At 69.4% G+C, this 21758-nt stretch carries 24 protein-coding genes; 17 read left to right on the plus strand and 7 right to left on the minus strand.

The features are described from left to right. Positions 1–39 precede the first annotated feature (39 nt). From L942_RS24995 to ehuA, 5 genes are all read left to right on the plus strand, one after another. On the plus strand, positions 40–2064 hold the full coding sequence (locus L942_RS24995) for a protein meaA (protein ID WP_081655217.1): 2025 nt from the start codon (positions 40–42) through the stop codon (positions 2062–2064). Between the two features lie 548 nt (positions 2065–2612). Then, positions 2613–3521 (plus strand): ectoine/hydroxyectoine ABC transporter substrate-binding protein EhuB, encoded by a 909-nt coding sequence (gene ehuB / locus L942_RS25000; protein WP_051166221.1) that lies wholly within the window; start codon positions 2613–2615, stop codon positions 3519–3521. Positions 3522–3537: 16 nt separating this feature from the next. Then, a complete protein-coding gene (ehuC, locus tag L942_RS25005) occupies positions 3538–4242 on the plus strand; it encodes an ectoine/hydroxyectoine ABC transporter permease subunit EhuC (RefSeq protein ID WP_037364843.1) in 705 nt (234 codons plus the stop codon). Beyond that, the gene (gene ehuD, locus L942_RS25010; RefSeq protein ID WP_037364845.1) at positions 4239–4895 is read left to right on the plus strand and encodes an ectoine/hydroxyectoine ABC transporter permease subunit EhuD; all 657 of its coding nucleotides are present in this window, start codon (positions 4239–4241) and stop codon (positions 4893–4895) included. The genes ehuC and ehuD overlap by 4 nt, the downstream gene beginning before the upstream one ends. Before the next feature lie 4 nt (positions 4896–4899). Then, positions 4900–5664, plus strand: coding sequence for an ectoine/hydroxyectoine ABC transporter ATP-binding protein EhuA (ehuA, locus tag L942_RS25015; RefSeq protein ID WP_037364847.1), 765 nt, complete (start codon positions 4900–4902; stop codon positions 5662–5664). Here the strand turns inward: ehuA and L942_RS25020 are convergent. Next, positions 5648–6205 carry a cysteine hydrolase family protein gene (locus L942_RS25020; RefSeq protein WP_037364849.1) on the minus strand — a complete coding sequence of 186 codons (558 nt, stop codon included), beginning with the start codon at positions 6203–6205 and terminating at the stop codon, positions 5648–5650. The two genes, ehuA and L942_RS25020, sit on opposite strands and share 17 nt — an antisense overlap. Before the next feature lie 70 nt (positions 6206–6275). Between L942_RS25020 and L942_RS25025 the strand changes: the two genes are divergently transcribed. Then, positions 6276–7274, plus strand: coding sequence for a GlxA family transcriptional regulator (locus L942_RS25025; protein WP_037364851.1), 999 nt, complete (start codon positions 6276–6278; stop codon positions 7272–7274). Further along, positions 7247–8020: an enoyl-CoA hydratase-related protein gene (locus tag L942_RS25030; protein WP_037364853.1), complete on the plus strand. Its 774-nt coding sequence runs from the start codon at positions 7247–7249 to the stop codon at positions 8018–8020. Before L942_RS25025 ends, L942_RS25030 begins: the two co-directional genes overlap by 28 nt. Before the next feature lie 120 nt (positions 8021–8140). On the opposite strand, the gene L942_RS25035 is transcribed toward L942_RS25030, so the two are convergent. Next, complete coding sequence (locus tag L942_RS25035) at positions 8141–8680, minus strand: NUDIX domain-containing protein (protein ID WP_037364855.1); 540 nt, start codon at positions 8678–8680, stop codon at positions 8141–8143. A gap of 102 nt (positions 8681–8782) precedes the next feature. Here L942_RS25035 and nucS point away from each other — a divergent pair, with 102 nt between their 5' ends. Next, entirely contained in the window at positions 8783–9442 is a 660-nt protein-coding gene (gene nucS / locus L942_RS25040; RefSeq protein ID WP_009082552.1) for an endonuclease NucS, read from the plus strand. A 148-nt stretch (positions 9443–9590) separates the two neighbouring features. Here the strand turns inward: nucS and L942_RS43160 are convergent, their stop codons facing one another. Both L942_RS43160 and L942_RS25045 read right to left on the minus strand, forming a co-directional pair. Next, a complete protein-coding gene (locus L942_RS43160; RefSeq protein ID WP_081655218.1) occupies positions 9591–9878 on the minus strand; it encodes a ribosomal protein L7/L12 in 288 nt (95 codons plus the stop codon). Positions 9879–10144: 266 nt separating this feature from the next. Beyond that, positions 10145–10603 (minus strand): hypothetical protein, encoded by a 459-nt coding sequence (locus L942_RS25045; protein WP_200862908.1) that lies wholly within the window; start codon positions 10601–10603, stop codon positions 10145–10147. A 287-nt stretch (positions 10604–10890) separates the two neighbouring features. On the opposite strand from L942_RS25045, the gene L942_RS25050 reads away from it, so the two are divergent. The 7 genes from L942_RS25050 to L942_RS25080 all read left to right on the plus strand — a co-directional run bounded on the left by L942_RS25050 (position 10891) and on the right by L942_RS25080 (position 18241). Then, positions 10891–12588 (plus strand): sodium:solute symporter family protein, encoded by a 1698-nt coding sequence (locus tag L942_RS25050; protein WP_106965013.1) that lies wholly within the window; start codon positions 10891–10893, stop codon positions 12586–12588. A 10-nt stretch (positions 12589–12598) separates the two neighbouring features. Then, complete coding sequence (locus tag L942_RS25055; protein ID WP_037364864.1) at positions 12599–12874, plus strand: hypothetical protein; 276 nt, start codon at positions 12599–12601, stop codon at positions 12872–12874. A 101-nt stretch (positions 12875–12975) separates the two neighbouring features. Next, positions 12976–13971, plus strand: coding sequence for a hypothetical protein (locus L942_RS25060; protein WP_200862909.1), 996 nt, complete (start codon positions 12976–12978; stop codon positions 13969–13971). Between the two features lie 79 nt (positions 13972–14050). Beyond that, positions 14051–15052, plus strand: coding sequence for a dihydroxyacetone kinase subunit DhaK (dhaK, locus tag L942_RS25065; protein WP_037364869.1), 1002 nt, complete (start codon positions 14051–14053; stop codon positions 15050–15052). After that, on the plus strand, positions 15052–15675 hold the full coding sequence (gene dhaL, locus L942_RS25070) for a dihydroxyacetone kinase subunit DhaL (protein ID WP_037364991.1): 624 nt from the start codon (positions 15052–15054) through the stop codon (positions 15673–15675). The genes dhaK and dhaL overlap by 1 nt, the downstream gene beginning before the upstream one ends. Continuing rightward, entirely contained in the window at positions 15672–16358 is a 687-nt protein-coding gene (dhaM, locus tag L942_RS25075; RefSeq protein WP_037364872.1) for a dihydroxyacetone kinase phosphoryl donor subunit DhaM, read from the plus strand. The genes dhaL and dhaM overlap by 4 nt, the downstream gene beginning before the upstream one ends. 116 nt (positions 16359–16474) lie before the next feature. Beyond that, complete coding sequence (locus L942_RS25080; RefSeq protein WP_037364874.1) at positions 16475–18241, plus strand: 3-hydroxyacyl-CoA dehydrogenase family protein; 1767 nt, start codon at positions 16475–16477, stop codon at positions 18239–18241. Here L942_RS25080 and L942_RS46030 read toward each other — a convergent pair. Next, on the minus strand, positions 18228–18548 hold the full coding sequence (locus L942_RS46030; RefSeq protein WP_326929357.1) for a GNAT family N-acetyltransferase: 321 nt from the start codon (positions 18546–18548) through the stop codon (positions 18228–18230). The two genes, L942_RS25080 and L942_RS46030, sit on opposite strands and share 14 nt — an antisense overlap. Next, the gene (locus L942_RS25085; protein WP_037364876.1) at positions 18473–18988 is read right to left on the minus strand and encodes an Lrp/AsnC family transcriptional regulator; all 516 of its coding nucleotides are present in this window, start codon (positions 18986–18988) and stop codon (positions 18473–18475) included. Before L942_RS25085 ends, L942_RS46030 begins: the two co-directional genes overlap by 76 nt. A 59-nt stretch (positions 18989–19047) precedes the next feature. Here L942_RS25085 and L942_RS25090 point away from each other — a divergent pair, with 59 nt between their 5' ends. Next, a complete protein-coding gene (locus tag L942_RS25090; RefSeq protein ID WP_037364879.1) occupies positions 19048–20160 on the plus strand; it encodes a trans-sulfuration enzyme family protein in 1113 nt (370 codons plus the stop codon). Positions 20161–20209: 49 nt separating this feature from the next. Here the strand turns inward: L942_RS25090 and L942_RS25095 are convergent, their stop codons facing one another. Beyond that, complete coding sequence (locus L942_RS25095; protein ID WP_037364882.1) at positions 20210–20413, minus strand: FmdB family zinc ribbon protein; 204 nt, start codon at positions 20411–20413, stop codon at positions 20210–20212. A gap of 45 nt (positions 20414–20458) precedes the next feature. Between L942_RS25095 and L942_RS25100 the strand changes: the two genes are divergently transcribed. Then, the gene (locus L942_RS25100) at positions 20459–21583 is read left to right on the plus strand and encodes an alkaline phosphatase family protein (protein WP_037364884.1); all 1125 of its coding nucleotides are present in this window, start codon (positions 20459–20461) and stop codon (positions 21581–21583) included. Positions 21584–21758: the final 175 nt, after the last annotated feature.

Consider the following 21758-nt stretch of genomic DNA (forward strand, 5'->3'; position numbering starts at 1 on the left):
GTACACTCGGGCGGTCGTCTCGGCGAAGAGAGGTGCACCGTGCCGTACCCCACCGACCACGAGCGCGACCGCCCCTGGGTGATGCGCACCTACGCGGGGCATTCGTCCGCCGCCGCTTCCAACGAGCTGTACCGGCGGAATCTCGCCAAGGGGCAGACCGGGCTGTCGGTCGCCTTCGACCTTCCGACGCAGACCGGCTACGACCCGGACCACGTGCTCGCGCGCGGCGAGGTCGGGAAGGTCGGCGTGCCGGTCTCGCACATCGGCGACATGCGGCGGCTGTTCGACGGCATCCCGCTCGCCGAGGCGAACACCTCGATGACCATCAACGCGCCCGCGATGTGGCTGCTCGCGCTCTACGTCTCGGTGGCCCGCGAGCAGGCCGAAGCCGAGGGCCGCGACGTCGACGAGGTGCTGGCCAAGCTCACCGGCACCACGCAGAACGACATCATCAAGGAATACCTCTCCCGCGGCACCTACATCTTCCCGCCCGGGCCGAGCCTCCGGCTGATCACCGACATGATCGCGTGGACCGTGCACCACGTGCCGAAGTGGAACCCGATCAACATCTGCAGCTACCACCTGCAGGAAGCGGGCGCGACGCCGACGCACGAGGTCGCCTACGCGCTGTGCACCGCGATCGCCGTGCTGGACGCGGTGCGCGACTCCGGCCAGGTCGACCAGGCCGACATGGAGAAGGTCGTCGCGCGGATCTCGTTCTTCGTCAACGCGGGCGTCCGGTTCGTCGAAGAGATGTGCAAGATGCGCGCGTTCACCCAGTTGTGGGACGAGCTGACGCGCGAGCGCTACGGCGTGGAGAACCCGAAGGCGCGGCGGCTGCGGTACGGCGTGCAGGTGAACTCGCTCGGCCTGACCGAGGCGCAGCCGGAGAACAACGTCCAGCGGATCGTGCTGGAAATGCTGGCGGTGTCGCTGTCTCGCGGTTCGCGGGCGCGCGCGATCCAGCTGCCGGCGTGGAACGAGGCGCTCGGGCTGCCGCGGCCGTGGGACCAGCAGTGGGCGTTGCGGATGCAGCAGGTGCTCGCGTTCGAGACGGATCTGCTGGAGTACGAGGACATTTTCGACGGGTCGCACGTCGTGCAGGCCAAGGTCGACGAAATCGTCGGCGGGGCGCGCGAGGAGATCGCGCGGGTGCAGGAACTCGGCGGGGCGGTGGCCGCGGTCGAGAGCGGGTACATGAAGTCGCAGCTGGTCGCGTCGCTCGCGGAGTACCGCCGGGCGATGGAGAGCGGCGAGCGGATTCTGGTGGGGGTCAACAAGTTCGAGACCACCGAGCCGTCGCCGTTGCAGGCCGAAGGCGCCAAGGCGATCGAGACGATCGACCCGGCGGTGGAGAAGGCCGCGGTCGCCGCGGTGGAGAAATGGCGGGAAGAGCGGGACAACGCCGCGGTGGCCGAGGCGCTCGCCGCGCTGAAGGCCAAAGCGTCCACTTCGGACAATCTGTTCGAGCCCACTGTGGACTGTGCGCGGGCGGGCGTGACGACCGGCGAATGGTCCGGCGCGCTGCGCGAGGTGTTCGGCGAATACCGCGCGCCCACCGGGGTTTCCGCCGCGGCGGCGGCCGGGAAGGGCGATCCGGAACTGGAGCGCGTGCGCGAACTGGTCCGCCGGACCGAGTCCGAACTGGGCGAGCGGCTGCGGATTCTCGTCGGCAAGCCCGGGCTCGACGGGCATTCCAACGGGGCCGAGCAGGTCGCGGTGCGGGCCCGGGACGTCGGGTTCGAAGTGATCTACCAGGGGATCCGGCTGACCCCGGACCAGATTGTCGCGGCGGCGGTGCAGGAAGGCGTGCACGTGGTCGGGCTGTCGGTGCTGTCCGGCTCGCATCTGGAGGTCGTGCCGCTGGTGGTCGACGGGCTGCGCGCGGCCGGGGCCGGGGACATCCCGGTGATCGTGGGCGGGATCATCCCGCCGGACGACGCGGCGCTGCTGACCGAACGCGGCATCGCGCGCGTGTTCACGCCCAAGGACTACGAGCTGACCGACATCATGGCCGGGATCGTGGAACTGATTCGCGAACGGCACGGGCTGGCCAAAGGATAGGTCCCCGTCGGAGCTTGACTCACTTTGCCTGATTGATGGTGAGTAACCCACCTCCTCGCGGTGAGGCGGCGATGCCGCGATCGCCAGGGGTCGCCGACCACTGTGACGCAGGTCACGGTGGTCGGCGACGGGCGCTCGGCGGGCGAAGGCGCTGGAAATTGACTAACCATGCCGCATTTCCCGCCGATCCCGAATTGCTCGTTTCCGCACGGCGAGCCAGTCATCGTTACCGGACCGTGAAGTCCGCGGAATGCCGCTTCGTTGTCCTTTGTGGACCATAGCGCACGGCAAGATTCCCTGGTCTGGAGGGTCTTCCCGAATGATCATTTGCGCGTTTCGCGGGAAGAAGCGCACGGTTGAGCGTTTCTAATCGATAACAGAACCGACCGGGCACAAGAGATTCTTTGACCATGCCGCGGCCGCGACCTACGTTCGATCCTTGTCGGCGTCACTGCCGCCAGCTTCGCGGGGTGGGGTCCCTGGCCGGTTGTGACCGGAAATCGCAGGTCACCGATGCGTGACCCGATCAGGGCAAAGGGGCCGCAGACATGGTTCACGACGAATGGAAGCGCCGGGACTTCTTCCGGCTGGCGGCGTCCGGAGCGATGGTGCTGGGCGGGACCGCGTTCGCGGCCGCGTGCACCCAGGCGCCCCAGTCGGGCGGGCAGGGCGGCGGCAGCGCGCTGGAGCGGGCGAAAAAGGCGGGCACGATCAAGGTCGGCATCGCCGGCGAGATTCCTTACGGCTACACCGAGGGCGGCAACGTGACCGGCGAATCGCCGGAAGTCGCCAAGGCGGTGTTCAAGAACATCGGCATCGCGAAGGTCGAAGCGACCCAGGTCGAGTTCAAGCAGCTGATCCCGGCTCTCGCCGCCGAGCAGTACGACATGGTCGCGGCCGGGATGGCGATCCTGCCCAGCCGCTGCAAACAGGCCGCGTTCTCCGCGGTGGACTACGTGACCCCGACGGCTTTCCTGGTGCCCAAAGGCAATCCGAAGCAAGTGCTGAGCTTCGAGGACGTCAAGGCGAAGGGCGTGAACCTCGCGGTGCTCTCCGGGACGGTCGAGCAGCAGGTGGCCAAGGCGACCGGAATTCCGGACAGCCAGCTGCAAACCTACGACGGCCAACCGCAGATGCTGCAGGCGTTGCAGGCGAACCGCGCCTACGCGGGCGCGCTCACCGACATCTCGCTCAAGGCGCTGCTCAAGCAGAATCCGGGCGCCGCGCTGGAAGTCACCAACGGCTTCGTGCCGGTGGTGCAGGGCAAGAAGCAGATCCAGGCCGGCGGATTCGTGTTCCGCAAGAGCGACAGCGATCTCGTGTCCGCGTTCAACACCGAGCTGGCGAAGCTGCACCAGAACGGCCAATGGCTCGAGATCGTCAAGCCGTTCGGCTTCACCAAGGACAACCTGCCGCCCGCCGACGTCACGACCGAACAGCTCTGTTCGGCTTCCTGACGGCGGTGGACGGCTGATGTTCGACCACTTCGGACTGTTCGTCTCCACGATCGCGAACGGACTGCTGCTGACGGTCGAGGCGACGGTCGGCGGCATCCTGGTCGCCAGCGTCCTGTCGTTCCTGGCCGGGCTGGCGATGCTGTCGCGGTTCGCCTGGCTGCGCGCGATCACGCGGATCTACGTCGAGGTGTGGCGCGGGACCTCGGAGGTGGTCCAGCTCTTCTGGATCTACTTCGCGCTGCCGGTGCTCACCGGCTTCCAGATCCTGCCGCTGTGGTCGGGCATTCTGGTGCTGGGCTTGAACTTCGGCGCGTACGGCGCGGAGATCGTGCGCGGTGCGGTGCAGTCGGTGCCGCGGGAACAGCGGGAAGGCTGCATCGCGCTGAACTTCACGCCGGCACAGCGGATGCGGCGGGTCATCCTGCCGCAGGCGCTGGTCGACATGGTGCCGCCGTTCACGAATCTGTTCATCCAGCTGCTCAAGGGCACCGCGCTGCTCACCTTCATCACGGTGCTCGAGATGACCTATCAGGCGAGCCAGGTGCTGGTGACGCGCTACACCGGGCAGGCCGCGTTGATCTGGACCATCGTGCTGGTGTTCTACCTGGTCCTCTCGATCGTGATCACCAGCGGGATGAAGGTGCTGGAACGGCGGGCGGCCGCGCGAGTGGGCCGGGCCCCGGCGCGGCGGCGGGCAGTGCTCAGCGGGGCGGGCACATGACCTGGGACTGGGCTTATCTGTGGACGGTGCTCCCTTCGGTGCTGAAGGGGCTCCTGGTGACGTTCGAGGCCACTGTCCTCGGCGCGCTTCTCGCGTACGTGCTGGGTTTGGTTTTCGCGATCCTGCGCCGCTCGCCGATCCGCGTGGTCAGCTGGGTGATCTGGCTGATCGTGGAGTTCGTGCGCAGCACTCCGTTGCTGGTGCAGCTGTTCTTCCTGTTCTTCGTGCTGCCGCAGTTCGGGATCACGCTTTCGCCGCTGACGGCCGGCGTGCTCGGCCTTGGCCTGCACTACGCGACCTACACCTCGGAGGTGTACCGCGCCGGGATCGAAGCCGTCCCGAAAGGACAGTGGGAGGCGGCGGTGGCGCTCAGCCTGCCTCGGGCGCGCACCTGGCTGCGGGTGATCCTGCCGCAGGCGATTCCCCGGGTGCTGCCCGCGCTCGGCAACTACACGATCTCGATGTTCAAGGAAACCCCGCTGCTGCTGGCGATCGGTGTGCTCGATCTCGCCGGGGCCGCGTTCGAGGTCGGGTCCCTGAACTTCCGCTACGTCGAACCGCTCACCTTGGCGGGCGTGCTTTTCTTGGTGCTGAGCTATCCGGCTTCCCTGCTCGTGCGATTCCTGGAGCGTCGTTTTGGCCTCAGCAGATGAACCGATGATCCGGTTCGACCGGGTCGTGAAGAAATTCGGCGGCAACACCGTCCTGCGCGAACTGGATTTCACCGTCGCGCCAGGGGAATTCGTCTCGCTGATCGGGCCGAGCGGTTCCGGCAAGACGACCATCCTGCGCCTGCTCATGACGCTGGAGAAAGTCGACGGCGGCATGATCGAGGTCGGCGGCCGGCCGCTGAGCCACATGCCGCGCCGCGGCAGGCTCGTGCCAGCGGACGAGAAATACCTGCGCGGCATGCGCCGCCGGATCGGGATGGTGTTCCAGCAGTTCAACCTCTTCCCGAACATGCGGGTGCGGCAGAACATCACCGAGGCCCCGATCCGCGTGCTCGGGCTGTCCGCCTCCGAGGCCGAGGCGCGCGCGATCGAACTGCTCGAACTGGTCGGCCTCGCGGACAAGGCGGACGCGCATCCGGCGGAACTGTCCGGCGGCCAGCAGCAGCGCGTCGCGATCGCCCGCGCGCTGGCGATGCGGCCCGAGGTGCTGCTGCTGGACGAGATCACCTCAGCACTGGACCCGGAGCTGGTCGCCGAGGTGCTGCGGGTGCTCCGCGAGATCGCGACCACCACGGACATCACGATCCTGTGCGTGACGCACGAGATGCAGTTCGCGCGCGAGGTGTCGGATCGCGTGATGATGTTCGACCGCGGTCAGGTGCTGGAGGACGCGCCGCCGGACCGGCTGTTCACCGCGCCGGAGCACGAGCGCACGAAGGAATTCCTGCGCGCGGTCATCGACCGGGAGTGAGGATTTCCCGGGTGGACTTGACTGTCGCGAACCCGCCGCCGTGCAGGTTCGTGGCGGTGGCTCGGGAGAGTTCTTCGGCGGTGAGGGTGGTGCCGTCCGGGCCCTGCAGGTCGAAGGTGAAGGTGGCGTCCAGGGCGAAGGTGACGTCGTAGCCGAGGTTTCCGCCCATGCGTGCGGTGGTTTCGCAGCAGAAGTTGGTTTGGATTCCGGCCAGGACGAAGCTGGTGATGCCGCGGGTCTTGAACCAGGCGTCCAGATCGATGTCGCCGAGGAAGGCCGAGTTGACCTTCTTGCCGAAGACCAGGTCCGCGCGGACGCCGTCCAGCTCGGGTTTGAAGTCGTTGCCTGGCTGGCCCGGGCGCAGCGGCGAATCGGGTTTGCCGGAGTCGTGGTGCACGAGCACGACGGGGTCCCGGCGGTCCTGCCAAGCTTGCACGAGGGCTTTGATGTTCGCTTCCGCGTCGGGGTTGTTGCGCGGGCCCCAGAACGCGGCGTCGTCGAAGCCTCGTTGAACGTCGATCAGCAGCAATGCGGTGGTCATGGCTCGATTCTGTCCGGTCGAGCGGCCGCCGGGGAGTGGCAGAAGAGGCGCGATGCGGTACTTTCCTGCCATGCGCACGATCGGGGTGCTGCTCCTGCCCGGCAGCCGGATGTTCGACCTCGCGGTGATCGCGGAGGTGTGGGCGCAAGACCGCACCGACAGCGGAATCGGCCCGTTCACCGTGCGGGTCTGCGCGCCCGGCCGCGGCCGCACGCGCGTGTCTCCGTTCGGGGAAGTCGTTGCGACGCATGGCCTTTCCGGATTGGACGGCTGCGACCTGGTGCTTGCTCCGGGGCGGGACGATCCGCTGGCGGAAGTGCCTGCCGCGGCCCGGGCCGCGCTGCGGCGGGCGCATCGGGCCGGGGCGACGGTGGCCGGGCTGTGCTCGGGAGCCTTCACGCTCGCCGCTGCCGGCTTGCTGGACGGGCGGCCCGCGACCACGCATTGGCGGGACCTGGACGCGCTCGCGACGGCCGCGCCGGCCGCCGACCTCCGGCGCGACGTGTTGTACACCGAGCAGGACCGGGTGCTGACATCAGCGGGCGTCGTCGGGGGCCTTGACCTCTGCCTGCATCTGGTGCGGCGCGCGCACGGGGCGGAGGTCGCCGCGCGTCTTGCCCGCCGTCTGGTCATGCCGCCGGTGCGGGAAGGCGGGCAACGGCAGTACGCGGAATCCCCCTTGCCCGCCAATGCCGCCCGTCCCGGAATAGCGTCCACAATGGACTGGGCGATGACCCGTCTCGCGGACGAGATCGGCGTGCCGGACCTGGTCGCGCACGCCGGGATGAGCCCCCGGACTTTCCACCGGGAGTTCGCCGCGGCGACGGGCAGCACGCCGGGGCGGTGGCTGCTCGTCCAGCGGGTCCAGCACGCGCGGCGGCTGCTGGAGACCACGGACCTGCCGGTCGCCCGGGTGGCCGAACGCGCGGGGCTCGGCAGTGCCGCCAACCTGCGGCGCCGGCTGCGGGCGGAGGTCGGGGTCGGCCCGGATTCGTATCGGCGCACTTTCCGCGTGCCGCCGGTCGGGGTTACGGTCGGGGCATGGGCGAGTACGAGCACCTCCTCGTGAAGCGGGACGGGGACACGGTCACCATCACGATGAACCGCGCGGCGCGGCGCAATTCGCTGTCCGCCGACCACCTCGGCGAGCTGCTGGCCGCGTTCCGCGAGGCAGGCGAGTCCGACGCGACCGGCATCGTGCTGGCCGGCGCGGGGCCGGTGTTCTCCGCCGGGCACGACTTCGGCGACGTCGCGTCCCGGGACCTGATGGGGGTGCGCGAACTGCTCACCCTGTGCACGACGCTGATGCGCACCATGGAATCGGTGCCGCAGGTGGTGCTCGCGCGGGTGCACGGCCTGGCGACCGCGGCCGGATGTCAGCTGGTGGCGTCGTGCGACCTGGCGGTCGCGGCGGAGTCGGCGGGTTTTGCGCTGCCCGGCGGCAAGGGCGGCTGGTTCTGCCACACGCCCGCGGTGCCGGTGGCGCGCGCGATCGGCCGGAAACGCCTGATGGAACTGGCCTTGACCGGCGACGTGATCGACGCGGCGACCGCACTGGACTGGGGCCTGGTCAACCGGGTCGTCCCGGACGATTCCCTGGACGAGGCGGTCGCCGACCTGCTCGCCCGCGCGACCCGGGGCAGCCGGGCGAGCAAGGCGATGGGGAAGCAGACGCTGTACGCCCAGCTGGACCGTCCGGAAGCGGACGCGTACGCGATCGCGGTCGAGGTGATGGCGTCGGCTTCGCAGCTGCCCGGCGCGCGGGAGGGGATGGCGGCGTTCTTGGAGAAGCGCAAGCCCGAGTGGACGGATTGACCGCTCGACCTGGCCTCGTGCGGTGGTCCGTGAAGGGCTCCTTGAGGGAATCAGATTCCCTCAAGGAGCCCTTCACGGACCTTCTGCGGCGGCGGCTTTTCCGCGGTGACGTAAGGACGTTCAGCGGCGTTCGTGCAGCAGCAGCAACGTGTACGCCGCCACCGATTGCGCGTCCGAGATCTCTCCGGTGGAGATCATCTTCTCCACCTCCGCCCGGCTGAACCACGCCGTGCGCATGTCCTGTTCCTCCAGCTCCCGCTCCGGTTCGCCTTCGGTGAGCCCGGTCGCGAGGTACACGTGGCCGCGCTGGCTGGCCATCCCGGGCGCGACGTCGAGCATCCCGAGTTCGGTGAACTCCGCCGCCCGCAAGCCGGTTTCCTCGCGCAGCTCCCGCCGGGCGAGGTCGGCGGGCGGGGTCTCGGCGAGGTCGCGCGCGGTTCCCTGCGGGAATTCCCAGCGCCGCATCCCGAGCGGGTACCGGAACTGCTCGACCAGGTGCAGCCGGTCGCCGTCGAGGGGGATGACCAGGGCGTAGGTCGGTTTGTCGACGACGCCGTAGATGCCGTCGCTGCCGTCGGCGCGGCGGACGGCGTCCTCGCGCACCGTCATCCAGTTGTTCCGATACACCTCGCGGGTCGCGACACGCTGAATGGGGTCCACCTCGCCAGTATCGCCGAGCCTGTCCTACCCTCGGCGGGTGCGTCTCGTGCTCCCTTCCCAGCAAGCCGGTTTCGCCAGCCCGCTCCGTGCGGGGCGGGTCCGATGAGGCTCGTCGTCGCCCGGTGCCAGGTCGACTACGTCGGCAGGCTGACCGCGCACCTCCCGATGGCCAACCGCGTCCTGATGGTGAAGGCCGACGGTTCGGTGCTCGTGCACTCCGACGGCGGTTCGTACAAGCCGCTGAACTGGATGTCGCCGCCGTGCTGGCTGATCGAGGACCCGGACATCTGGACGGTCCAGAACAAGGCGGGCGAGAAACTCGTCATCACGATCGACGAGGTCATGCACGATTCGAAGCACGACCTCGGCGTCGACCCGGGCCTGCAGAAGGACGGCGTGGAAGCGCACCTGCAGGAACTGCTCGCCGAGCACATCAAAACCCTCGGCGACGGCTACACCCTGGTCCGCCGCGAATACCCGACCGCGATCGGCCCGGTGGACATCATGGCCCGTGACGCCGACGGCGGTTCGGTCGCGGTGGAAATCAAACGCCGCGGCGAGATCGACGGGGTCGAGCAGCTGACCCGCTACCTCGAACTCCTCAACCGAGACCCGCTGCTGGCCCCGGTGCAGGGAGTGTTCGCGGCGCAGGTGATCAAACCGCAGGCGCGCGTGCTGGCCGAGGACCGAGGGATCCGCTGCGTAGTCCTGGACTACGACGCGTTGCGCGGCACGGATTCGGACGAGTTCCGGCTGTTCTGAGCGTATCCGCTGGCCAGGGCGTGCCCCGGGTCGCCGCGGTGAGGGGGCTTCAAGATGGCGACGACGAGCTAGATCCTTTTTGCGGCCGGGCCCAATCCCCACTGATGTCGTCTCTCGTCCCGGTCCCCGCCGGGAAAGGGCGTTCAGCTCAAGCTGCGTAGGGAGCTACGTGAACCCCGGCTCCAACGGCAGCCAGCATCGCCCGGATCTGCTCGGCCCGCTCGGCGCTTGTCGCAGCCTCGATCACGAACGGTGAATGCTCTACCAAGTCCATGGCCTCTTTCAGCATCAGTCCCGGCACAATCTCGCGGACGACCTTGATGACCTGGATTTTCTTGTTCCCGGGACTGACCAGGGTTACCGAGAAGGCTCGATGGCGGTGGCGGATGGTCGCATCGATCTTCGTTGGCGTTACAAAGCGAGGGGCTGGCAGCAGCGCGTGGTTGCCGAGCCGAGAGCGCCCACCAACTCACCCGGGCTCACCGACGCGGCTCCTCGTGCTCCGAGGTGGCGTCCTGTGGTGACGTCCGCGGCGTGGACGGCGTCCGGGCCTTCATCGTTCCAGGTTCGCCTGCCCGAGATCGCGTCACTTGGCGTCGAGAGACTCGCGTCGGTCGTTGCGGCCGGTAACGCCGACTGCGTAAAGACGGGCCCACGACCAGGTCGTAGGCCCGCGCCCTCCTCAGCACATCCAGCGTCGCGTCAGAGCGTCGTCCCCGGTTGCGGCGCAGCCGGTCCCGCCGCGCCCCGGCGCTGCGCCGCCTTCGCCTCGAACCACGCCTTCACCTGTTCCTGGAACAGGGTCGTCACCACCAGGCCGGCCAGCACCAGGCCCACGAGCGCCTGCGGGCTGCCGGACACCAGGTTGATCAGCCCGCCGATCGCGGACAGCGCCTCGAACGCCAGCAGCAGCCACCGGCCCCAGTCGTAGCCGAGCAGGATCGCGATGCCGGACGCCAGCAGCCCGACGGCGAAGAGGTAGGACAGGAATTCGATCACGTACAGGACCCCGGCCGGATCTTGGCCGTGGTCCGTCCATCTCGCGATCTCCAGCCGGGCGAAGATGCCGAATACGCCGTTCAGGAGCGCTTGCACGAACACGAACGCCAGCGCGGCACGCAGCCGTCCGGGCATGCGGAGGCCAGGCGTGGGAGCGGTCATCTCGGGGAAGTCCTTTCTCAAGGTCGGCAAAGGTGCGGGGATCTTATGGGCGGCGCGGGGGAACCTTCCCGAATCGGGTGAATCTGTGACCAAGGCGAGAAGTTGCCGGGGGAAGCGACAGGACTCAACAACGGGGCTTCCGGGCACGCGGAATGCACAGGTCAGCGGCAGGTTGGTGAAAAACCGAGGTGTCGGGGTGCCTCTTCGGAATCCATGCAGTACTGTGCCGGTCTGACAGGAACGATGGTGTTTCCTGTGCGAGAATGTTTGATTCGGAGGTGGCAGGGGTGCCGTTCCTCGCCGACGCGAACTTGCGGCTCGACGCGAGTCCGATCGACTACATCGAGTTGGCGTTCTATTTCGTCCTGGTGCTCGGCATCGGCTATCTCGCGCGAAGGCAGGTGTCGAGCAGTCTCGACTTCCTGCTGTCGGGCCGGTCGCTGCCCGCGTGGGTCACCGGTCTGGCGTTCATTTCCGCGAACCTCGGCGCGGTCGAGGTCATGGGCATGTCCGCCAACGGCGTCCTCTACGGCCTGCCGACCGTCCACTACTTCTGGATCGGCGCCATCCCGGCGATGCTGTTCCTCGGCCTGGTGATGATGCCGTTCTACTACGGCTCCAAGGTCCGCAGCGTGCCCGAGTTCATGCGCCGCCGGTTCGGGCCGGCCGCGCACCTGGTCAACGGCATCAGCTTCGCCGCGGCGCAGATCCTCATCGCCGGCGCGAACCTGTTCCTGCTGGCCAGCGTCGTGAACCTGCTGCTGGGCTGGCCGCTGTGGGTGTCGATCGTCGTCGCGGCCGCCATCGTGCTCGCGTACACCGCGCTGGGCGGCCTGTCCGCCGCGATCTACAACGAGGTGCTGCAGTTCTTCGTGATCGTCGTGGCGCTGCTGCCGCTCACCATCGTCGGCCTGGTCAAGGTCGGCGGCTGGCAGGGCCTGGTCGACAAGGTCACGCACAGCCCCGGCGGCACCGCGCAGCTGCACTCCTGGCCCGGCGACAACCTGACCGGCTTCGGCAACAACTTCCTGTCCGTGCTGGGCATCGTGTTCGGCCTCGGCTTCGTGCTGTCCTTCGGGTACTGGACGACGAACTTCGTCGAGGTCCAGCGCGCGATGGCGTCGAAGAGCATGTCGGCCGCGCGGCGGACGCCGATCATCGGCGCGTTCCCGAAGATGCTGGTGCCGTTCATCGTGATCATCCCCGGCATGATCGCGGGGGTCGTGGTGCCGGAGTACTTGAAGGACAAGGGACTTCTGCTGGCGGACAAGCCGGCCACGACCGGGGTCACCGCGAACAACGCGCTCCTGCTGCTGATGCGCGACCTGCTGCCCAACGGCATCCTCGGCATCGCGATCGCCGGTCTGCTCGCGTCGTTCATGGCGGGCATGGCGGCCAACCTCAGCTCGTTCAACACCGTGTTCACGTACGACATCTGGCAGACGTACGTGAAGAAGGACAAGCCGGACGGCTACTACCTGAGCCTCGGCCGCAAGACCACGGTCGCCGCGACCGTGCTGGCCATCGGCACCGCGTTCGTCGCGTCGCAGTCCGCGAACATCCTGACCTATCTGCAGGACCTGTTCTCGTTCTTCAACGCGCCGCTGTTCGCGACGTTCATCCTCGGCATGTTCTGGAAGCGGATGACCGCGGCGGCCGGGTGGATCGGCCTGGTGGCGGGCACCGCGTCCGCGATCACCATCTGGGCGCTGTCGAAGGTGGGCGTGCTCTCGCTCGCCGGGCAGGGCACCAGCTTCGTGGCCGCGGGCACCGCGTTCGTCATCGACATCGTGGTGAGCGTCGGGGTTTCGCTGGCCACCCAGCCGAAGCCGGACTCGCAGCTGGTCGGCCTGGTCTACTCGCTCACCCCGCGCGACGCGCTCAAGCACGACAACACCGGCGAGAACGCGGGCTGGTACCGCAAGCCGGGCCTGCTGGCCGGCATCGTCCTCGTGCTCACGATCGCACTCAACATCATCTTCTGAGGAGGCCCGCATGACCGAGAAAACCTCGCGGCCGCACAAGGCGGGCGCCTTCGACATCCGGCGGATCATCGCGTTGCTGCTCGGCGTCTACGGCGTGATCCTCACGATCATGGGCGCCGGGTTCACCAGCGACGACGACCTCAAGAAGGCCGCCGACGTGAACATCAACCTCTGGTCGGGCATCGGCCTGCTGGTGGTCGCCGCGTTGTTCGTGCTGTGGGCGGTGCTGCGGCCGCTGGTCGTGCCGCCGAGCACTGAACTGGCGGAAGAGTCACCCTCCGAATAACCCGGGCCCCGCCCCGCCGCCGCCCTTAACGGAGTGGCTTCGCCACACGGAAATATTCAATGTCCCCACGCCCGGCAGCCTGGCCCGCTAGGTTGCCGGACGTGGTGCACGATCTCCGGTCCGGCCGGTTCCTCACGTTGTCCGCACTGGTCGCCGCGGGCGCGATCGCGCTGTCCGCGTGCGGCGGCCCGGATCTGGGCAAGGAGAACTTCGCCCGGACGACCGTTCCCGCCGCCGGGGACGGCGCCGCGACGTCCGGCCCGATCACCGATCCCGCGGTCGCGCCCGCCGTCCTGCGCGACCTGCTGCCGTGCCAGTTCGTGGACAAGACCGCGATGAGCCCGCTCGGCACGATGCAGGGCGAGGCGACCGCGTCGAGCACGCAGTTCGACTCCTGCGTCGCGAAGGCGACCGACCCGGGCGGCAAGGAGATCCGGGCGAGCGTCGAGGTGGGCGGGCTCGTGACGTTCGCGTCGGACAAGACGACCGGCGCGGTCGGCGGGCTGCCGCAGGTCGAGGTGCCCGACCTCGGCGGCGGGTCCGGCTGCGTGGTCAGTGCGCTCACCGCGCGGAACCCGGACCTCGGCGTGTCCTTCCGGGTCGACTACACCGGCGGCGACGCCTGCGCCGCGGGCCGCAAGCTGGTCGCGACCGCGGTCGAGAAGCTGCACGACAACCCGCAGAAGTACACCCCCGGTCCGGGCTCGCTGCTCGCCGTCGACCCGTGCACGGTCCTCGACCAGGCCGCGGTGGACGGCGTCGTGAAGGGCGGGAAGCCGCGCGTGTCCGGACTGCACTCCTGCGAATGGGGCCTGATCCCGAGTGTCCGGGTGACGATGTTCCCGAGCATCGCGCCGACCGAGGGCGACGGCTGGCTGAAGGCCGACGTCGGCACGCCGAACCAGGCGTATGCGAAGCAGGGCACCTCCGGATCGAGCTGCCAGGTCAAATGGCAGCACCGGCAGTGGAAGGAAGACCACGTCGAGGTGGTCCAGCTGGAGTACTCGAACTCCGACGCGCAGCCGGACAAGGACGACCCCTGCGGCAAGACCGTCGGGCTCGCCAAACAGCTGGCCGGGAAACTGCCCGCGGCGTGACCCGTGGGGCGCTTTGCGGCGCGCCCGGCGACCTCATAGGTTGGGTCCGTCCACGACGCCGAGGTGCCGGAGGTCCGCCATGAAGAAGATCATCAACGATCCGGCGGCCGTGGTCGCCGAATCGCTGAGAGGGCTCGCGGTCGCGCACGCGGACCTGCTGCGCGTGCGCGACGATCCGGCGCTGGTCGTGCGCGCGGACGCGCCGGTGGCGGGCAAGGTCGCGGTGGTGTCCGGCGGCGGGTCCGGCCACGAACCGCTGCACGGCGGGTTCGTCGGCCCCGGGATGCTCGACGCCGCGGTGCCCGGGCCGGTGTTCACCTCGCCGACCCCGGACGCGGTGCAGGGCGCGATCGCGGCCGCCACCGGTCCGGCCGGGGCGCTGCTGATCGTGAAGAACTACACCGGCGACGTGCTGAACTTCGAGACCGCCGCCGAACTGGCCGCGGCCGAGGACCTGGACGTGCGCAGCGTGGTCATCGACGACGACGTGGCGGTCAAGGACTCCACGTTCACCGCCGGGCGGCGCGGCGTCGGCGGCACCGTGCTGCTGGAGAAGATCGCCGGCGCGGCGGCCGAGCGCGGCGATTCGCTGGACGCGGTGGAAGCGTTGGCGCGCAAGGTGATCGGGCAGGTCCGCTCGATCGGGGTCGCGCTGTCCGCGCCGACCGTGCCACACGCCGGCGAGCCGAGTTTCGACCTCGGCCCGGACGAGATCGAGTTCGGCATCGGCATCCACGGCGAACCCGGCCGCGAGCGGATCCCGGCCGAACCGGCCGACGCGCTGGTCGCCCGCATGGTCGACGCGGTGGTGTCCGACCTGCCGTTCTCCGCCGGCGACAAGGTGCTGCTGTTCACCAACTCGATGGGCGGCACGCCGCAGATCGAGCTGTACCTCGCGCACGGCATCGCCGAGCGGCTGCTGGCCGAGCGCGGCATCCTGGTCGAGCGCAGGCTGGTCGGCCCGTACATCACCAGCCTGGAAATGCAGGGCATCAGCCTGACCCTGCTGAAATTGGACGACGAGCTTACGCAGCTGTGGGACGCGCCGGTGCGCACGCCCGCGCTGCGGTGGGGGATCTGATGGCCTGCACTGCCGAAGGGGTCGCGGCCGCGTTGCGCGCCGCCGCCGAAGTGATCGCCGAGCACCGCACCGAACTGGTGGAGCTGGACCGCGCGATCGGCGACGCCGACCACGGCGAGAACCTGAGCCGGGGCTTCACCGCGATCGTCTCCGCATTGGAGACCGCGGTGCCGGAAACCCCCGCCGGGGTGCTGAAACTCGCCGCCACCACGCTGATTTCCAAGGTGGGCGGCGCGGCCGGCCCGCTGTACGGCACGGCTTTCCTGCGGGCGTCGGCGAAGCTCGGCGACGCGGCGGAGCTCGACGTGCCGCTGCTGCTGGACGCACTGCGGGCGGCCCTGGAGGGCGTGCAGGCGCGGGGCAAGGCGGTGGGCGGCGACGCGACGATGGTCGACGCGCTGCTCCCGGCCGTCTCCGCGGCCGAAGGCGCGGCGGACGGGACGATCGCGGACGTGCTCACCGCGGCGGCCGACGGGGCCGACCGCGGCGCGGAGTCCACTGTGGACCTGATCCCGCGCAAGGGCCGCGCCTCCTACCTCGGGGAACGCGCGGTCGGGCACCTGGACCCGGGTGCCCGTTCGACGGCGCTGCTGCTGCGAGCGTTCGCGGAGGCGGCCCGGTGACCGTCGGAATCGTTCTTGTCTCGCACAGCGCGAAGCTGGCCGAGGGGCTGGCCGAACTGGCCGCCCAGATGGCCCCGGACGTCCGGATCGTCCCGGCGGGCGGCCTGCCCGACGGCGGCGGCATCGGCACCGACTACGACGAGGTCGTGGCCGCCACCCAGCGCGCGGACTCCGGCGACGGCGTGGTGCTGCTGTACGACCTCGGCAGCGCGCAGATGACCGCCGAACTGGCGGTGGAATCGCTCGCGGACCCGGCCGCCGCGGTGGTGGTCGACGCGCCGCTGGTGGAGGGCGCGGTGGCGGCGGCCGTCGCGGCGCAGGGCGGCGCGAACACCAAGGCGGTGGGCGAGGCGGCGGCGAGCGCCGGGGTCGCCCCCGACCTGGCCGCGGTCGAGCCTCCGGCGGCGGGCGAGGAAGGCGTGGTGGAGAAGGAGTTCACGCTGACCAACGACGTCGGCCTGCACGCGCGCCCGGCCGCGGTCGTGGTGCGCAGCCTGGCGGAATTCGAGGCCGAGGTGTCGATCCGGCTGGGCGAGCAGGAGGCGGACGCGCACAGCGTGCTGGCGCTGATGTCGCTCGGCGCGCGGCAGGGCGACCGGATCGTGGTGCGGGCTCGCGGGCCGCAGGCGTCCGAGGCGGTGGCGAAGGTGGCCGAGCTGGTGGAGTCGAACTTCGGGGAGTGACGCCGGCTTTTCCGTCCGGGTGACTTCGCCGGGACTGACTCGATTCCGATGTGCTTTCGAGAGGCCCGCGTGGCACAGTGAGCGGCAATTACCAGCGGGTAACCTCTGGAGGCCCTGTGGCACGGGAAATCTCGACGGTCGGTGTGGTCGGACTGGGCACGATGGGCGCGGGCATCGCCGAGGTGCTCGCCCGCAGCGGGCTCGACGTGGTCGCGGTGGAACTCGACGAGGCCGGGGTCGAACGCGGACTCGGCCACGTGCGGCATTCCACCGAACGGGCGCTCGCCGGCGGGAAGCTCGACGAGGCCGGCCGCGAAGCGCTGCTGGGGCGGATCCGCGCCACGACCTCGCTCGCCGAGCTGTCCGAAGTGGACTTGGTGATCGAGGCGATTCCGGAGAACCTCGCGGCGAAGGCCGAGGTGTTCGCCCAGTTGGACAAGGTGACGCGGCCGGACGTGGTGTTCGCGTCCAATACGTCGTCGTTGTCCATTACCGAGATCGGTGTGCACACCGCTCGGCCGGGCAAGGTCGTCGGGATGCATTTCTTCAACCCGGCGCCGGTGCTGAAGCTGGTCGAGGTCGTGCGCACAGTGGTCACCGAGCCCGACGTGGTGACCGACGTCGTGGAATTCGCGCAACGGCTGGGCAAATCGCCGGTGGTGATCGGCGACCGGGCCGGGTTCATCGCGAACGCGCTGCTGTTCGGCTACCTCAACCACGCGGTGCGGATGTATGAGCAGCGCTATGCCACTCGCGAAGATCTCGACGCGGCAATGCGATTCGGCTGCGGCTATCCGATGGGTCCGCTCGCATTGCTCGACCTGATCGGCCTGGACACCGCGTACGAAATCCTCGACACGATGTACCACCAATCCCGCAACCGGCTGCACGCGCCCGCGCCGCTGCTGAAGCAGATGATCACCGCCGGGCAGCTGGGACGCAAGAGCGGACGCGGTTTTTACGCTTACGACGCACCGGATTCGCCGGTGGTGGTGGATTCGGTCGCCTCGTCTGCTGTGGACTCGTCGGTGGCTCGCGAAGTGCGTTCCGTGGGCGTGATCGGCACCGGAACAATGGCGACTGGCATCGCGGAAGTGTTCGCCAAACGCGGGTTCGACGTCGTGTTGCGGGCGCGCAGCCTGGACAAGGCCGAAGCGTCGGTGGCGAAGGTGAAGAAGTCGCTCGACAAGGCCGTGGTGAAGGGCAAACTGTCCGAAGAGGACGCCGCGGCCGCGCTCGGCCGGATCCGGCCCGTGACGGAGTTCGAGGAACTGGCCGACGTCGACCTGGTGGTCGAGGCCGTGGCGGAAGAGCTTTCCGTTAAGCAGGCGGTGTTTTCGGCTTTGGACGAGGTCGTCCGGCCCGGCGCGGTGCTAGCGACCACGACGTCCTCGCTGCCGGTCATCGAATGCGCGGCGGCGACCTCGCGGCCGGGCGACGTGGTCGGTCTGCACTTCTTCAACCCGGCGCCGGTGATGAAACTGGTGGAAGTGGTGTCGACGATCGCGACCGCGCCGGACGTTACCGCGACCGCGACGGCAGTGTGCGCGGCGGTCGGCAAACATCCGGTCCAGTGCGGCGACCGAGCCGGGTTCATCGTGAACGCGTTGCTGTTCCCGTACCTCAACGACGCGGTGAAAATGCTGGAGGCGCATTACGCGTCGGCGGACGACATCGACACCGCGATGAAGGTCGGCTGCGGTCTGCCGATGGGGCCGTTCGAATTGCTGGACGTGGTCGGGCTGGACGTGTCGCTGGCGATCGAGCGGACGCTGTTCAACGAGTTCCGCGAAGAAGGCTTCGCCCCAGCGCCGTTGCTGGAACACCTGGTGACAGCGGGACGGCTGGGGCGCAAGACCGGCAAGGGGTTCAAGGACTACTGACGCTTGTACGGGTAGAGAATAAAGCCGTCGTGGTGCCGATCAGTGCCGTCGCGACGCCCTTTCGCCGGACGTTCTCGGCCACGTACAGATCGGCGAGGCAGCAATTCCCGGAATACCAGATGCTGGCGTGGAACAGGTAATGCGCGATGCCGACCATCGTGCCGTCGATTCGGGCGGCGATGCCGCGGATCCGTCCAGCTCGCTGATCTCCACCGGTCCATCTTGCGCTGATCACCGGCCGCGCCGCCGGATGCGCGCGCCCTCGGCGGGTTCGCCGTCCGGCGGCAGCAGCGGGCCGCCTTGCCACTGCTGGAACACGAGGTTGGTGTGCACCCGGGCGACCTCGTCGCGGGAGGTGAGTTCGTCCAGCACCAGCCGCTGCAGCTCGGCGGCCGAGGTGGTGGCGACGTGCGCGAGGAAGTCGTCCGGGCCGGTCAGGTGGTAGACCGCGCGGATTTCCGGCAGTGCCAGCAGGTGTTCCACGAACTGCTCGACCAGCGGGCGCCGATGCGGCCGGACCTGCACGAAGAGGAACGCTTCCAGCGGGCGGCCCAGCTTCGCCGCGTCGACCTTGGCGTGCTGGCCGGTGATCACGCCGGTTTCCCGGAGCCGTGCCACCCGGTCCAGACAGGTCGAGGGCGCGAGCCCGACCGCCGCCGCGAGTTCCTTGTTCGACGTCCGGGCATCGTTCTGCAGCACTCGCAGAATCTCAAGATCAACCGGACTCAATTCGACTGGACCGCTCATCGATGAATCTTATCCGAGATTGTTGCATCGAGTCCGTGGTGTGTCCGAACGTGACAGACATGACTTCCGCCTTGCGCACCCGAGCCGTCCACGCCGGTCGCGACGATCTCGCCGACCTCGGCCTGCACGCCGCCCCGCTCGACTTCTCCACGACCTATCCCGCGCGCGACAGCGCGGAGGAGGCCCGCCGGATCGACGAGTTCGCCGCGGGCGGGAACGTCACTGGCATCTACGGCCGGATCGGCAATCCGACCGTCGAACGGTTCGAGCAGGCACTGGCGGAACTCGAAGGCTTCGACCACGCCGTGGCCTTCGCGAGCGGGATGGCGGCGGTTTCGGCCTGTCTGCTTTCCGCGGTGTCGCAAGGAAAACGGCACATCGTCGGCGTCCGGCCGCTGTACGGCTGCACCGACCACCTGCTGACCACCGGCCTCCTGGGCACCGAGGTCACCTGGACCGCGCCGGAGAACGTCGCCGACGCCCTGCGTCCGGACACCGGCCTGGTGTTCGTGGAGACGCCCGCGAACCCGACCTTGAGCGAACTGGACATCGCCGCCCTGACCGCCGCGTGCGGCGACGTACCGGTGCTGGTCGACAACACCTTCGCGACGCCCGTGCTGCAGCGTCCCGGCCGCCTCGGCGCCCGAATGGTGCTGCACAGCGCGACGAAGTTCCTCGGCGGGCATGGCGACGTCATGGGCGGCATCGTGGCCTGTGACGCCGAAGAAGCCGCGCGTCTGCGCTCCCTGCGCTTCGCGACCGGCGGCGTGCTGCACCCGCTCGCCGGATACCTGCTGCTGCGCGGTCTGTCGACGCTCCCGCTGCGGGTGAAGGCTGCGTCGGAGACCGCGGCAGTCTTGGCTGAGCGGCTCGCTTCGCACCCGTCCGTGCGCACCGTGCACTACCCGAAGCTGGGCGGCCCGCTGGTGGCCTTCGAGGTGACCGGTGACCCGCACGCGGTGGTCGGCGCGGTCCGGCTGATCACGCCCGCGGTGAGCCTCGGCAGCGTCGACACCCTGATCCAGCACCCGGCGTCGCTGACGCACCGGATCGTCGCCGAGGACGACCGCACCGGCTCCGGCATCACGCACGGCCTGCTGCGGCTCTCGGCCGGGCTGGAGGACGTCGAGGACCTGTGGCTCGACCTGGATCAGGCACTGAAGTCCTGCTGATCGGGCGCGCCGGGCGGGGCTGGGCGAAGGGCCCGGCCCCGCCCGCCGGTCAACTGCAGCAACCGCCGCCGCAGCACCCGCCGCCGGACGGCGCGGGCGCGGAGGCCGAACCGGTGAGCGCGACCGTCGTGAGCAGCTTGACCGTGTCCGTGTGTCCCTCCGGGCACGGGGCGGGCGCGCTGGACTCGGCCATCGGGCGCTGGAGTTCGAACGTCTCGGTGCAGTCGCGGCAGCGGTAGGCGTAGGTGGGCATGCCGTGATTATCGCTGGCGGGCCGCGGCAGTGGGAAGCTGTCCGGGTGGATGTGCCTCAGTACGCGGATGTTCCGCACCTCGGCCAGGTCGTTCCCGCCCTGCTCGGCGCGCTGGGCGTGCCGGGCGAGGACGGCGGCCTTGCCCTGCCCGAAGCCCGCAGCGCGTGCGTGCTCCTCATCGACGGTCTCGGCTGGGAATTGCTCGCTCAGCACGCGTCCGACGCCCCGGTCCTCACCGAACTCGCCAGCAGCCCCCTGCGAGTCGGCTTCCCGTCGACCACCGCGGCGGGCGTCGCCGCGATCGGCACCGGTCTGGCGTCCGGCGAGCACGGCATGGTCGGCTACACCTTCGAGGTACCGGGAAACGGCGTGCTCAACGCGCTGCGCTGGCGTTCCCACGACGACGGCAGCGACCTGCGGGGTGCGCTGCCGCCCCGCGAAGTCCAGCCCCTTCCGACGACCTTCGAACGCGCCGCTGCCGCGGGCATCGAGGCGGCAGTGGTGTCTTCGGCGCATTTCGCCAACACGGCCTTGACCCAAGCGACGCAAAGCGGTGCCCGCTACGCCGGGGTGCACGCGCTGGGCGACCTCGCCGCGCGGACGCTGGAAGTCCTGTCTTCGCGCGCGTTTTGCTACGCCTACCACAGCGAACTGGACCTGCTGGGCCACGTGTACGGCCCCGGCTCGACCGCGTGGCGGATGCAGCTGCGGCACGTCGACCGGCTGGTGGAGTCCATTGTGGACGGATTGCCCGCGGGAGCGGTGCTGGCGGTGGTGGCGGACCACGGGATGGTGACCGTCGAGGAGAAGCTGAACCTGGAGGACTCGCCGGAGCTGCTGGCCGGCGTGCGCGCGTTCGGCGGCGAGGTCCGCGCGCGGCACGTCTACACGGAGCCCGGCGCGACGGAGGACGTGGTGGCCGCGTGGCGGTCGGTGCTCGGTTCGCGGGCTTGGGTGCTGCCGCGCGAGGAGGCCATCGAGGCGGGCTGGTTCGGTGCCTCGGTCAGCGACCGGGTGCGGCCGCGCATCGGCGACGTGGTCGCCGCGGCGACCGGGACGTTCGGCATGGTGCGCGAACTCGCCGAGGCGGTGGAGACGAACCTGGTGGGCCAGCACGGTTCGCTGACGTCGGCCGAACAGCTGGTTCCGCTGGCGATCGCGCGAGGCTGATCCGGAAGCTGGGTTGGTGCCCGGGTCCTGGAACGGCTGTTGGGGCTGGCCTGCTTGACCGGCCTGAGGCCGCTTGGCCGTGGGCTGCGACCCGGTTGGGGAGAGCTGCCTGATCGCCGGAGACCGGTTCAGGCTGGCGGCTCGGGTCCCCGTCGGCTTCGCGGCACGGTCGAGC

The sequence above is a fragment of the Amycolatopsis orientalis DSM 43388 genome, from assembly GCF_000411975.1.
Classification (GTDB): domain Bacteria; phylum Actinomycetota; class Actinomycetes; order Mycobacteriales; family Pseudonocardiaceae; genus Amycolatopsis; species Amycolatopsis orientalis_D.